1 protein-coding gene is annotated in these 16,979 nt (G+C 35.8%); it reads right to left on the reverse strand.

All coding sequences use genetic code 11. The features are described 5' to 3' along the window. Positions 1-123 precede the first annotated feature (123 nt). Positions 124-16,971, reverse strand: coding sequence for an amino acid adenylation domain-containing protein (locus ACZIYX_RS12690; protein WP_462682621.1), 16,848 nt, complete (start codon positions 16,969-16,971; stop codon positions 124-126). Positions 16,972-16,979 lie beyond the last annotated feature (8 nt).

The following is a 16,979-nucleotide window of genomic DNA, read 5'->3' on the forward strand; positions in this document are numbered from 1 at the left end:
ACTTCTTTTAAAAAAGTTATCCTAAAAATTGCTGCTATTCGTACTCATAAAGTAGTACTCTTAATGTATTGTCCAATACATTAAGAGCACTACTGTTTTTCTATTATTTTAATCAGGATTATGTTAATTAATCATTTCTACTACGCTGCCTGTTTTAAGCGCCTCTGAAATTTCTTTTGCATGAGTTTCTTCAAGTATTGTAGTATGTACAGCTGGGACAGGATATACTATTACCTTTTTATTGGTATATTTTTGTAATCCATAATCAAATCCTATATCGTTATTATCAATCATTTCCATTTCTGAATTTGCCAGTATTTTTGGAACGTACATTGCTCTGAACAACGTGATTTGAGTATCTAGTTTTTGACTAATTTTTGGTACATATCTATATGTCGAATTACTATAAAGAACTTCTAGTTGCCCTTTAATTTCATTGTCTGTCATAGAAAATTCTGAGCCTTTTGCCAATTCGCAAATTACATGGATCTGCTCAGGTATAGATTTACCTTCGAGAGCTAACTTTGATTTTGTTAATTCTGAATCAAAAATCTCTCTTAGTTCATTTATTTCACTGTATAATAATTCACGAAATCTTTGGGCTTCATCTATTTGTTCATATATCTCATCACTTACTTCATTAATCCTGGCATCTATCATCAATAATTCTTCTACATCAAATCCTTTATTTTTTAATTGCAATGCCATTTCGAGTGCTACAGCTCCCCCAAAAGAATATCCTCCCAGTCGATAAGGACCTGCAGGTTCTACCTCCTGCATTGCTTTAATAAACATTTCTGCCATTTTTTCTACAGATTCTGAGGTTTTTGACTTCCCGTCCAATCCAGAGCATTGAAATGCATATACCGGTTGATTTTCTCCCAGAGCTTTGGACAATTCTAAATAAGAGCCTACTGTACCTGATACAGGTGGTGCAAAAAATATTGGCTTTTTATTTCCTTTTTCTTGTAAGGCTATTATTGTTTTATGAGTAAAAAAGTCTTTGGAGGACATATTTTTAACGAATTTCGAAATAGTGGGATTTTCAAATATAACAGAGACATTTAACGATATATCCAGCATTACATTGATACGGGATATCAACTGAATTGCCATGATAGAGTGTCCCCCCAGGGCAAAGAAATTATCGTGTATGCTTATTCCTTTTATTCCTAATAACTCTTCCCATATAGCTGCTAATTGTACCTCCATATCATTACGTGGTGCTACATATTCTGCTTTAGACATATCAGAGATTTCAGGATCAGGCAGGGCTTTTTTATCAATTTTACCATTTCGGTTAATTGGTAATTCATCTATACAAACCCATAATGCCGGTATCATATATTCTGGCAACCTTTCTTTTAAGTACCCTTGTATTTGCTGAGCGTCATAATTTTCGCTAACTACGACATAACCAACCAGACTTTGGGTTCCTATTGAATCTTCTCTTACCACTACGCAGCAATGCTCAACATCTTCTTTTTCTATAAGTACTCTTTCGATTTCGTTTAACTCTATACGGTATCCTCTTATTTTTACCTGGTCATCTTTTCTTCCCATAAATTCGATATTACCATCTGCTAACCATCGAGCCAAATCCCCTGTTTTATACAATCGCTCTCCATCTACAAAAGGGTTGTCTACAAATTTCTCTTTTGTTAGCTCTTCACGGTTAAGATATCCTCTTGCCAGTCCGGGGCCTCCTACGCACAACTCTCCCGGAACACCAATAGATACTAAATTCATATCCGAATCTAAAATGTAAACATTAGTGTTTGTTATAGGTTTTCCAACAGGAACACTACTTCCTGTAATATCTCCTTCAAAAGTTGTTGCGCAAATACTGGTTTCTGTTGGACCATAAGCATTTATGTATTTACGGGATTTAGAAAAATCCTTAGCGACTTCTAACGGTATGGTTTCCCCTGCTGTTACCAGGGTTTTTATGGATGGAATACTATCGCTTTGTAATAATTTCAGAAAAGCAGGAGGTAAAGTGGCGAATGTAACCTGATGCTCTTTTACAAATTTCACAAAAGAAACTATATCTGCTTTTTCTTCTTCTGATGGTATATATAAACCAGCTCCTCCCAAAAGAGAAATGTATATTTCCCATACAGAAGCATCAAAAAATGGATTTGCAAACTGAAGACAACGATCCTCTGTGGTAATAGAGAATGCCTTAACCTGAGAGCATATTGTATTAACAATCCCCTGGTGTTCGATCATCACTCCTTTTGGTTTTCCGGTACTACCCGAAGTATAAATCAAATATGCCAAATCATTAACCAACACAGGGTATCCCGGGTTTTGCGAATACAATGCATCCTGAGGGAGGCTATCCAACTCTATATCTATTGAAAAAACAGGGACATTAAGTTCTATACTATCCAATAGTTTTTCTGAAGTTACAATTAACACTTTCAAACGGGTGTCTTCAATAATAAATGTTTTTCGGGACACCGGGTATTCTACATCAATTGGAACATAGGCTGCGCCTGCTTTCATAATTCCCAGCATTGAGATAATAGCCAAGTCAGAACGATTTAATTGGATTCCTGCCAAATCTCCAGGATTCAACTCATAATGTTCCCGAAAATGGCGTGCCAAACGGTTTGACTTTTCATTTAGTTCTTTGTAGGTTAACTTTCTGTCCTCAAACACTACAGCAATAGCTTCGGGGGTATCAAAAGCTTGTTTTTCGAACAGGGAGACGAGTGTGCTATCCTTACCGTAAGAAACCGAAGTTGTATTGGACATACTAAACACATCCAACAATTTGGAAGATTCTTCATTTGTGAGTATAGTTAAGTTTCCTATATTGGATGATGGAGATATGAGAATGTTTTGTATCAACTCTTTGTAATGCAATGCCATTCTTTGTACGGTATCTTTGGAGAATAAAGAAATACTGTACTCAAAATTAAAGTAAATACTATCTGCCAGTTCTACCGCATTTAAGGATATATCCAACGGAGAAAACTCAATATTATACTCGTATGAGTTAATTTCTAAATTTTCAAGGTGCAAATCTTCTGATTCGGGGGTGTTCTCCAGCATAAATTTTACTTGAAACAGCGGAGGTATACTCATGTCCCGGGTTTTTACAACTCGATCCACAACTTTTTCGAAAGGTACTAATTGATTCTCATACCCTTCCAATGTTGTTGATTTTACTTGTTTTAATAGTTCTCTAAACTCTGGATTATCACTTAGATCACTTCTAAGCACTAATGTATTGATAAAGAAACCTATCAATCCTTCTAGTTCTGCTTGTGTTCGGTTTGCAACAGGTGTTCCTATACATATATCATCTTGCCCGCTATATTTATATAGCAATACTTTAAATACTGTTAATAAGAACATGAATAGCGTTACTCCTTCTTCTTTACAGAGCTTTTTTATTGCCTGGGTTGTTTTTGAATCTAATTCAAAGTTAACTGAGGCTCCTTCTATACTTTGAATCGACGGGCGATCATAGTCTGTAGGCAGCAACAAAGGAGGAGCTCCCTGAAGCCTAGTTTGCCAAAATGATAATTGCTGCTCTAATATTTCACCTTCTATATACTCCCGTTGCCAGATTGCATAATCTGCATATTGTATTGGCAGCTCTGGCAGGGCAAATGGTCGTCCTGCTTGTAAAGCACTATATATATGTATAAATTCATTTATCAAAATACCCTGAGACCATCCATCACTAACTATATGATGCAGAACTCCACAGAACACATAATCATTTTTGTTTAATTCGTACAGACGGGCTTTGAACATATAGTCTTTTGCCATATCAAACGGGGTATCTATAAAAGATTCCAGATTTTTTAAGATCATGTCTTCGTTCTCTACCAAAACCATATCCATTGACCAATCCGACACCGGCACTATTTTTTGATATCCTATTCCTTTATCGGCATAAATAACAGAGTGTAAAACTTCGTGACGAGAAATTACTTCTTTGATAGCGTTTTCTAATAATAACGTATCCAATTTTCCTGTAATACGCAGGGTAAATGGGATATGGTACTCTACACTACCTTGTAATTGATCCAAAAACCACAGACGCTCCTGACTGAATGATAATGGGATTTTTCTGTTTCTGTCTTTCGGAACTATTTCGGGAAGTATACTGCCCCCACGAGATTGGGAATCTACAAATTCTGATAAGTTTGATAATAAAGGATACTCAAAAACGTCTATAATAGCTATCTCTATGTTCAATTTTTTTCGAATCATAGATACCAAACGAGTTGCCAACAAGGAGTGTCCTCCTAAGGAGAAAAAGTTATCCTGCACTCCTACTCGTTCTACTCCTAGTAGTTCTTTCCATATCTCTGCCAGCTTAATTTCCATTTCATTTCGAGGTTCAATATAACCAGCTGCGGCAATATCAATGAGCTCTGGATCGGGTAATGCTTTTTTATCAATCTTACCATTGCTTGTAAGCGGTATTGTTTCAAGAACTACCCAAAGCCCCGGAATCATATAGGCCGGTAATTTTTGTAGCAATGAAGCTTGTAACCTGTCCTTGTCAAAATCATTTTCGCTAACTACATATCCTACCAAACGGTGATTTCCTTCAGAATTTGGCTTTGATAACACACAACATTCAAGAATATCCATTTCCTGGCTTAAGACATTTTCTATCTCTCCTAATTCGACACGGTATCCCCTAATTTTGATCTGATCGTCTTTTCTACCGATATACTCCAAGTTTCCATTTGGCAACCATTTGGCCAAATCCCCTGTTTTGTACAAACGTTCTCCTTTGCTAAATGGATTGGATATGAATTTTTCCTGAGATAACTCTTCTTTATTCAGATATCCTCTTGCCAGTCCATTACCTCCAATACACAATTCTCCTGCTACTCCAATCGGCAAAAGCTGCTGTGCTTCATCTAATATATAGACATTGGTATTATCTATAGGTTTACCAATAGAGATTGATGAGGTTGATGATAAAGTATGATACTGACTCACCTCCATAACAACGCAACCTACAGTAGCTTCTGTTGGTCCATATTCGTTAAATACCTGAACCGAGCTATCCAGAGGTCCCAGAAGATCAAGATGTGATTTTTTTAATGCTTCGCCCCCTATAATTATCCGTTTCAGATGAGAATGTTCTGTATCCTCAAAAAAGGATAAATGAGACGGTGTTAATTTAATAGAAGTAATTTCTTTATTCTTCAAAATTAAAGGTAAAGATTCTATAGCTTCTTTTTCATAAACAAACAGAATACCACCAGTTAGTAAACTAAGAAAAATACTGGTTTGTGTTAAATCAAAAGACAAAGAGGTAAATAACGGAAAATTATGGTTTCCTGTTTCTGATTGGTATGCAGATAAACTATATAACATATAATTAGTTATGTTACAATGCTCTATCATTACTCCTTTGGGTTTGCCTGTACTTCCGGAGGTATAAATAATGTATGCTAAGTCTTTTGGAGAGGACAGAAAGGACGGGTTGTTTAATAAATTAGTATCTCCCAATAACTCTTCTAATTCTACATCTATCGAAAATACGCTTACATTAAACTCTATACTATCAAAAAGATGTTCAGAGTCGGTAATCAAAACCTTAGGAGTACTATCCTCTACGATATATGATTTTCGAGATATTGGGTAGCTGGTATCAATAGGAACATAGGCTGCTCCAGATTTTAATACTCCTAAAATTGAAATCACAGCCCAATCGGATCGATCTAATAAAATACCAACGATATCATCTGCTTTTAGGCTATACATATTCCTTAAATGATATGCTAAACGATTGGATCGCTCATTGAGCTCTTTATAGGTTAATTGTTTGTCCTCAAAAACAAGGGCTATAGCGTTTGGTGTTTTATTAACTTGTTCTTCAAACAGGCTTACTATAGTTTGGTTCTGGTCATGAGGAACGTTGGTAGTATTGAATACGTTTACCAATTGAGATATCTCTTCTTTTCTTAGTATAGAAAGGCTTCCTATTTTCTCTGATGGATTGACTACTATGTTATGCAATAGTTCTTGATAGTGTATCAGCATACGCTCTACAGTCTCTTTTTTAAATAAAGCGGTGCAATACTCTATATTAAATGAAATACCGGTAATTTCTTCTGTTACATTAAATGTTACATCAAATTGTGAAGTATTTCCTTCATACTCAAAAGGCGACATAGTTACGCCATGCATTACTAAATCAGCTTCAGTACGGATATTTTCTAATGTAAACAGAACCTGAAACAATGGATTCATACTCATGTCCCTGGTTTTAATTACCCGGTCTACCACTTTCTCAAATGGTGCTAATTGATGGTCATATCCTTCTAGTGTTGTATTCTTTACCTCTTGTAGCAATTCATTAAAGCCAGCGGTAGCTTTTATATTACTACGCAGTGCCAGTGTATTAACAAAAAACCCTATCATATTTTCCAACTCTGACTGGGTTCTGTTTGCAATAGGGGTTCCTACACATATATCTGACTGACCACTATATTTATACAATAAAACTTTGAAAGCCGATAACATCACCATAAATAAGGTAACTCCTTCTTCTTGGCATAATTCAATTATTGAATCACTTAATGTTTTATCCAGCTCAAAGTTAAATGTTGCTCCTTCTGTACTTTGAACTGAGGGACGAGCATAATCTGTTGGCAATGCCAATGGTGCAACTCCTTGTAATTTATCTTTCCAATAAGATAACTGCTGCTCTAATATCTCTCCTTCTATATATTTACGCTGCCAAATCGCATAATCTGAATATTGTAAGGACAACTCTGGTAAAACCACCTCACGATTCTCTTGGTATGCACTATATAACTCTGCAAACTCTGCTATTAATATATCTTCTGACCACGCATCGCTGGCAATATGGTGGAAAACCCCTGCCAAAACATAATGATCCGATCCCAGATCATATACACAAGCCCTGAATTTATAATCTTTGGACAGATCAAATGGGATAGTCAAATATGATTCTATAGAATTTTCTAACGAAACGTCTGATTGAATCGTATCCCGATCCAGTTTCCAAGTATTTGAATCAACAACCTCCTGGTAGCCTATACCCTCTTCAGAACGAATCATTGTTCGTAATATCTCATGACGAGATATAATGGTTCTGAAACAGGTTTCTAATATATCAATGTCCAGACTACCTGATAATCGTAGTACTATAGGAATATGATATGCAACACTACCTTCTAACTGATCCAAAAACCATAAACGTTCCTGACTAAATGATAAAGGAATACGACCCTGACGTTGTTGAACAACAATTTCGGGTAGTAAAACACCTATTGATTGTTGTTTTAAATGAAGTGCTAATTCATGTATATTGGTATACTTAAAAATATCACGAATAGAAACTTCTACATTCAATTCCTTGCGAATTACGGAAACTAATCTTGTTACCAATAAAGAATGCCCTCCCAATTCAAAGAAATTGTCATATACCCCTATTCGTTCTATTCCTAAAAGTTCTTGCCAAATACCAACTAATTGTTCTTCCAATTCATTACCAGGAGCAGTGTATTCCTGGGTTGATAATTCTAAATTATCAGGATCGGGCAGCGATTTTCTATCTATCTTACTATTAGGTGTTAAAGGCATTTTATCTAACTCCACCCAAATACGCGGAATCATATATTCTGGTATACTTTGTTTTAAGTATTCTTCTATAGCCTGTTTATCCAGGCTCTCTTTTAAAACAACATAGCTTACAAGGCGATTATTTCCATACGCATCCGTTTTAGCTAAAACACAACAATTTATAACAGTTTCATAAGATGCTAATACATTTTCAATCTCCCCTAACTCGATTCGGTATCCTCGAATTTTAACCTGAGTATCTCCTCTACCAATAAATTCTACATTTCCATCAGATAACCATCGGGCTAAATCTCCTGTTCTATATAAACGTTCTCCTGGTTTAAAAGGATGAATTACAAATTTCTCTTTTGTCTGTTCTTCTTTATGTAAATATCCTTGTGCCAGACCTGACCCTCCGATATATAGTTCTCCGATAACACCTATTGGTAATACATTTTTAAAAGAATCTAAAATGTAAAAATGAGTATTCCTCATAGGTTTACCAATAGGAACATTAGCCAAGTTACTCAGGCTATTTAGGTCTTCGGCCTCATAATAGGAGCTATCAATGGTAGCTTCTGTAACTCCATAACTATTTATAATTCTTACTTGTTTTCCAAATCGACTCTCTAATCGGCAAAAATCAACAGAAGTACAGACATCAGATCCTAAAATAAAGAGTTTAAGCCACTCGATGTCTAATTTATTATCATAGATATGATCCATTAATGGGATTCCTAACGATGGAGTTAGCTCGATTATATTGATCTTATGGTCAGACATTAATTTATACAGTTCCTGAAGGTCAAAGCGAATAGTCCCTGGGCAAATAATCATCTGTCCTCCATACAATAAGCTACGACAAAGATCTCCTGTAAATACATCGAAAGAAAAGCTGGCCATTTGTAATAAACGAGTATTCTCATCCAAATCGTACTCTTTTTGCCAACTCAAAGATATATTGTACAAACTAAAATGAGTTATAGCAACTCCTTTTGGTTTACCTGTTGTTCCTGATGTATAAATTACATACGCCAAATGCTCAGGGGTCAATTTTATCCCGGGTATTGTAGCAACCTCTTTGGTTATAAATTCATGGTCTCTATCTAACAATATGCATTTTACCTCCTCATTAATGTCTAATTGTTTTATGTCTGAAATAGTACTTATTATAAGATCAAGCTTAGCATCTTCAATTATATAAGAAATACGATTCAAAGGATATTCCGGATCAATTGGGATATAGGCATTTCCTGATTTTAAAACTCCTAATACCCCAACTATCATTTCTATAGAACGAGACACACAAACTCCGATTAAAGTATTTTCAGAAACATTCTGATTACATATATAATGTGCTAATTGATTTGATTTTTCATTCAATTCTCTATAGGTAATCTTTTCATTTTTGTAAACGACTGCTACTGCATCAGGAATCTGTTGCGCTTGTGTTTCGAATATGTCCAGAATAGTTTCATTCTGAATATTACCAATATCTGTAGCATTAAAACTATTTAACAACTGTAGTTCTTCTTCTGCCAAAATACTCAAACTACTCACCTCAACATTACTTGGACATTCAATCTCCTCAAGAAGCTTTATCAAAGCTGTCTCCATGTAAGAGATAACCCGATCTGGCTCAATCCCATCTATACAAGCTGTTAAACCAAAATCAACTCCGTAATCATCAATACTTAAATCAAATGGATAATTTGTACGTTCTTTGTCAAGCTGAAGTGTTATTCCTAAATCAATATCTACGTTATCTGATATAGATTGGGGTTCTGAATGACGGTAATTTAACAATGCGCTGAACAGAGGAGTATCATTAGAAACACCGCTCCAATGTTGAATGTTAGATAACGGTGTTTGCTCGTAAGGCATTAAACCTTGTAGCTCTTGTTTTACATGATCTAAATATTCTGACACATTACGATCTAAATGTAGTATCACCGGAAGTGTATTGATAAACAATCCTAAAGACTGATCTGCCCCCAGTGATCCCTGTAATCGTCCTGAAAACAAAGTCCCAAAAACGGCATACTCTTTATTACTACACCTACCTATCACAATACCCCATGCAGCATGAAAAATTACAGCTGGGCTTATCTTTAATTTACGAGATAGTAAACGAACCTGAGCAGATGTATCTGAAGAAAGCATCTTACTTGCTTCTTGTATGCTACTACCATCTCCCAACGTATCAGACAAACCAAAAGGAAAAGTAGGGTCGGTGATATGTCCTAAACGTGAACGGAAATAAGATTCGCTATCGTTGGTTGCTTGCTGATGCAAAACATGTGCTATAAAATCTCGATATAAAACTGGTTGGGTATAATTAGTAGTGTTTCCTGACAAATACATTTTAATCTCTTCTATTATCTTCTCCAAACCAACATGATCTATTATTACATGATGTTGTTTAAATAGTAAGAAGAAACAACCATTACTTGTATCATCAGCAGTTTGTAACTGTAATAATGGCCCTTTTGACAAATCCATCCAATGTTTCCCGGAATCAATTATGGATTCCAGCTCTTCTTTTACGTTTTGTGATGAAGAAAAAGATAATTCTGATACTTGAAGCGTAACTTCTCTTAGAACTACCTGAACAGCATGAGGCAATCCATTACTCAAAATACAAGTTCGAAGTACATCATGACGCGTAATCACATAACGGAGTGCTTCTATAAATCGGGAACGTTTATCCAGACTATCAAAAGACAATAAATTAAATAATATATAAGGATCTCCATTACTCTGATCACTCATTAAATGATGAAAATACATTCCTTCTTGTAGTGGAGAGAGCGGATACATATCCTGAATGTTAGCAACGCCTTCTTCAATATGATCTACAACAGTATCCAACTCCTCCTGACTAAAATCCAGTAACGGAACCATATCGGGGGTAATCTTCTCACAATCTGCTGTGATACCATTGGCAGGTATTTCATAATCCGAAGTAACAGTTCCTAAACTTAACGCTAATGTCCCAATTGTAGGATTGGCAAAAATATCACGAACTCTTACTTGAAGTCCCTTATCTTTTAATCGGGAGATAAGTTTTACCACGAGTAACGAATGTCCTCCCAACTCAAAGAAATTATCATACACTCCAATCTTGTCAATCCCTAGTAAGTCTTCCCAGATCACAGCTAATTGTTCTTCTGTCTCACTACGAGGTGCAACATATTCTTTTGAGGATAACAAAGATAGATCAGGGACAAGTAGTTTTTTCTTATCAATCTTACCATTGCTGGTTAAAGGTATTTTTTCTAATTCAACCCATAATTGAGGAACCATATACTCTGGTAATCCAGAGCGTAATTTCTGCTGTAATTCTTCCTTAACCAATTCACCTTCTACGACCACATATCCTACTAAACGTTTGCTTCCATTAGTATCTTCTTGCGCCAATACACAGCAACCTTGAATCCCTTCTACAGAAGACAGGACACTTTCTATCTCTCCTAATTCTATGCGATAACCCCTAATTTTAACCTGATTATCCTTACGACCAATAAATTCTATATTCCCACCAGGTAACCACCGGGCTAAATCCCCTGTCCTATATAAATGCTCTCCTGATATAAAAGGATGAGCAACAAATTTCTCTGCTGTTAATTCTTGTCGGTTCAAATACCCTTTAGCTAAACCTTTCCCTCCAATACATAACTCTCCAATTACACCCATTGGAGCTAATTCCATATTCGTATCTAAAACGTAAAGGCTTGTATTGGTAAGCGGCCCTCCAATAGGAATGGTTACCGCATTATCAGGAATATCACAAATTGGGTAACAAGTTGCATATACAGTTGTTTCGGTCGGGCCATATACGTGAAGAAGTCTTTCTTTGCCCAAAGCTGATGCTATTTTTCTTGTTGGACCAACAGAAACCTTTTCGCCTCCAAATAATAATATCCTTAAACTGGATAATCTTGACAAGTCATAATCTGCAAAAGAATTAAACAGTGCGGTAGTTATAAAAACTACGCTTAATTGATTTTTACTAATAACCTGAGTTAAAGCATCAACATCAGAAACTATAGAACCAGGGATCAAATACAATGATGCACCATTTAAAAGACTTCCAAAAATCTCGTATGTAGAACCATCAAAAGCATAATTCGACCATTGAAGTACCCGATCTGATGGATGGATAGCTATTGAACTCTCTTTATCACTGATAAGTGTTATCACATTTTCGTCACTAATCACTATACCCTTGGGAGTGCCGGTTGTTCCTGAGGTGTACATTATATAGGTATCAGATACTATACTTCTATTTGAATTATATGTATCAATAGAATGTTCTAAAGATTTTTGGATATTTAAAAAAGTATATTCATCAGAGGATAATTCTTTTAATAAAGAAGAATTACTATAAACAATGTAGTTTATCTCAGCATCTTTCAAAATAAAATCCAAGCGATTTGGCGGTAGAGAAGTGTCGAGAGGAATATAGGCAGAACCTGACTTTAACACAGCTATCATACTTATCACCATATCCACTCCTCTCTCATACAAAAGTCCTAATCGGGATTTTTCCTTCACTCCTTCTGATTGTAAGTAATGTGCCAATTGATTAGATCTTTCGTCTAGTTCTTTGTATGTTACCTTAACATTTTCATCAATAATAGCAACGGCATCCGGAGTTCTTTCAACCTGCTCCTTAAACAAATCAATAATGCTCTTATCTTCAGAATACTCTACTATAGTATCATTAAATCCATATAGTAACTCTTCTCTCTCCTGATTCGTCATCATGGACAACGAATGGATTGGTAGCGCAATATCTTTAACAAGACTATTCAGTAACTCTTTATAATGAACCAACATACGCTCCATACTCCCTTTAGTAAACAAAGCTGTACAATACGTCATACTTAATGAAATACCTCCCGGCTCTTCTATTGCAGTCAAGATCAAATCAAACTGAGAAGTTGTTTCTCTAAGGTTGTAAGAAGAAATTCTTATATCATCAAAGTCGGAATCTCTTATCTCTGGTGTATTCTGTAATGTAAACATTACCTGAAACAGAGGACTCATACTCATATCACGAGTAGCTATAACTTTATCAACCACTTCCTCAAAAGGAGCTAATTGATGGTCATACGCATCCAATGTTGTTTCTTTTACGCTGTCTAAAACTTCTTTAAAGCTAGGATTTCCTCCCAAATCACTGCGAAGTGCCAGTGTATTGACAAAGAAACCAATCATATCTTCTAACTCAGATTGTGTACGATTAGCGATAGGAGTACCTACACAAATATCTTTCTGACCACTATAACGGGATAATAACACTTTGAAAGCTGATAGCAAAACCATATACAAGGTAGCTCCCTCTTTAAAACAAAGATCAGATAACAAATTACTCAAATCAGCATCCAACCTAAGGGAAATGTTGCTCCCTTCATAACTCTGTATTGAAGGTCGTTTATAATCTGTAGGTAACGATAATGGAGTAACTCCTCCCAGTTTATCTTCCCAATAGGATAGTTGATCTTCCAAAACATCACCCTCGATAAACTTTCGTTGCCAAATCGAATAATCCGCATATTGTAAAGATAATTCCGGCAAGGTTGTCGAACCTCCTGCTTTAAGAGCCTTATAAGTCTCAAGAAACTCTCTTATCAAAATACCCTGTGACCAACCATCACTGGCTATATGATGAAAAACCCCTGCCAGTATATAAGTCGAGTCCCCCAAATCATATACACAAGCCCTAAACATATAATCCGATGACAAATCAAAAGAGCCTTCTACAAAAGCAGCGATCTTATCATCTATAATTGTCTTATCTTTTACTAGCTCTCTATTTAATATCCAATCATCTGATGGAATCACTTTTTGGTAGCCTACTCCATCTTCGGCATAAAATACCGTTCGTAATACTTCATGACGAGAAATAATACTTTTTAATGATACTTCTAAAATATCCAGATTCAAGGAACCTTCTAACTGTAAAATTACAGGAATATGATACGCAATACTACCCTCTAGTTTATCTATAAACCACAGTCGCTCCTGACTAAAAGATAATGGAACATGATCTGGCTTATCCTCTGATATAATTGCTGGTAGCAACGCTCCCTCAGATGTCCCTGACAAATGAAGTCCTAATCCCAATATCGTAGGATATACAAATATATCTCGAATAGAAACCTCAACAGATAACTCTTTGCGGATCATAGCAACCAATCGTGTTGCTAATAACGAATGCCCCCCTAACTCAAAGAAATTATCATACACCCCAATCTTATCTACTCCTAATAACTCTTGCCAAATAGCTACCAGTTGCTTTTCAACATTATTACGGGGAGCAACATACTCTTTTACTGATAATTGTGATGCATCAACTACGGGCAATCCTTTTCTGTCTATCTTACCACTACTGGTCAATGGCATCTCCTTTAATTCAATCCATAACTGAGGAACCATATACTCTGGTAATCGAGAGTGCAAATCTTGCTGTAACTGTTCCTTGATCAACTCTCCTTCTACAACAACATAACCTACTAAACGCTTACTTCCATTACCATCATCCTGAGCTAACACACAGCAGCCCTGAACTCCTTCAACACCAGAGAGAACATTTTCTATTTCTCCCAATTCTATACGATATCCCCTAATCTTTACCTGGTCATCTTTTCTGCCGATAAACTCAATTGTACCGTCTGCTAACCAACGAGCCAAATCCCCGGTTTTATATAAACGCCCCTCTTCTTTAAACGGATGGGCAATAAATTTTTCTTTTGTTAAACCCTCTTGGTTTAGATATCCACGAGCTAAACCTAAACCACTTATACATAGTTCTCCTACTACTCCTACTGGTAAAAGGTCATTATCTGAGCTCAAAATATAAACCTCGGTATTTGCAATGGGAACTCCTATTGGAACACGGTTTTCTATTGTTCCCGAAAATGTAGTAGCGCAAATACTACTTTCTGTTGGACCGTATGCATTGATATATGTACGCCCTTCAGAAAATGTTTTGGCTAAATCCAAGGATATTGACTCACCAGCTGTAATAAGGGTATGTATACCTGATAAATAATCAACAGGCAATATTTGCAAAAATGCTGGTGGTAATGTGGCAATTGTAATGGAATGCTCTTTTATGAAATTTCCAAAAGAAGCTACATCTGTCTTATCTTCTTCAGGAACGATGTATAATGAAGCCCCTCCAAGTAGTGAAATAAATATTTCCCACACAGAGGCATCAAAAGAAGAACTTGCAAATTGCAGGCATCGATCCTTTTTTGTAATTGAAAAAGCTGTAATCTGTGAACAAATAGTATTTATTATGCTTTTGTGCTCAATCATAACCCCTTTAGGAAGACCTGTACTACCCGAAGTATAAATAACATAAGCTAATTGATTTGGATGAGGGCCTTTTGGTATGGGGTTAGTATTCAACATAACATCCCGGTCCTTATCCAATAAAACCTTATTTATCTTGTTATTTTTATCAAAAACAGATGCAATATCGCTTGTGGTCACTACCAAATCAATAGCTGCATCATCCAGCATGTAATCTATACGGCTAAGCGGATATCCGGGATCAACAGGTACATAGGCTGCACCTGCCTTTACTATTCCTAAAATACCGACTATCATATCCAGAGAGCGTGATAAACAAATCCCCACCATTTTTTCTGGTTTGACTCCCTGATCCAAAAGATAGTGTGCTAATTGATTAGACCGTTCATCCAGCTCTTTATATGTTAAAGATTTCCCTTCAAAAAACACTGCCTTACTATCTGGTTGCTTTTTTACCTGATTTTCAAACAGGGTTACCAATGTATGCTCTGACGGGTATACAACCCTGGTGTCATTAAAACCATAAAGTAATGTTTTTTGCTCTTCTGGTGTTAATGGTGATATGGAACGAACAGGAACTTTGCTGTCATTGACAAGTTTTTGCAGCAACTCCTGGTAATGAATCAGCATACGCTTTATTGTAGCTTTATCGAATAAAGCTGTACAATACTCTACTTGCAATGAGATATCAGAATCATTTTCTAAAACATTGAAAGTAATATCATACTGAGAAGTGGTTTCTTTGTGTTCATACGATGAAATAGCAACGTCTTTTAATGATAAATCCTTTTGCTCGGGAGTATTTTGTAATACAAATAATGCCTGAAACAAAGGACTTATACTCATATCCCGTGTGGATACAACACGGTCCACAATACGCTCAAAAGAAACCAATTGATGATCGTAAGCACCTAGTGTTGTTTCCTTAACCCTGGAAACAACTTCTTCAAAATCTGGGTTACCAGATAAATCGCTTCGCAATGGTAAGGTGTTTACAAAAAAACCTATCATATCTTCTAGCTCAGATTGGATACGATTTGCAATAGGAGTGCCTATACAAATATCTTCCTGACCACTATATCGGGACAATAATACTTTTAAGCCTGATAGTAAGGTCATGAATAAAGTAACTCCTTGTTTTTTGCAAAAAACCTGCAAAGAGCGGCACAAATCGGCATTTAATGTAGTAGTGATACTTGATCCCTCGTTGCTTTGAATGGATGGTCTTAGATAATCGGCAGGTAATGCCAAAGGGGTTGTATCTTTGAGCTTCTTTTCCCAATAAGATAGTTCTTCTTCTATAGCCTTGTTTACAACAGATGAGCGTTGCCATACTGCATAATCTGCATATTGTAAGGATAATTCCGGCAACACAGGAGATCTGTTTTCTTGTATTGCACTATATAGCTCTATAAATTCATTAATGAATACTCCTTCTGACCAACCATCACTGGCAATATGATGAAAAACACCTACAAATACATAACTTCCTTCACCCAAGTTATATACAGAAGACCTAAACTTGTAATCCTTTGACAGATCAAAAGGAAATTCTATAAATGAAGCTATTTCCTTTTCAAGATCTTTTTCTTCTATTACGTTTTTTTCTAAAATCCAATGATCTGCTGAAATCACTTTTTGATAACCTACACCTTCTTCAGAATAAATAACTGTTCGTAATATTTCATGACGAGAAATAATTGTTTTCAAAGAATCCTCCAAAATACCCAAATCCAATTTTCCTTGTAACTTTAAAACTACAGGGATATGGTAGGCTTGACTATTTTGTAACTGATCTAAAAACCATAAACGTTCCTGACTAAATGATAAAGGAATTTTGCTAATACTATCTCGATCATAGGGATTAATTTTTAATGCATTTCCCTTTTTTTCCCCTTGATACTTTTCTATATACTGAATAATAGATTGCTTATTGTCTTTAATTTTTTGAAGTAAATCAGTATCAATTGGTTCAAGAGATTTAACAGTTAGTGCTCCTTTGTTTACGGTTAATTTTATGTTGTTTTTATTTGCTTCTTTTAAAATATTTAAAACTTCTCTTTTCATCTGTTTTT

Source organism: Aquimarina sp., from assembly GCF_977115655.1.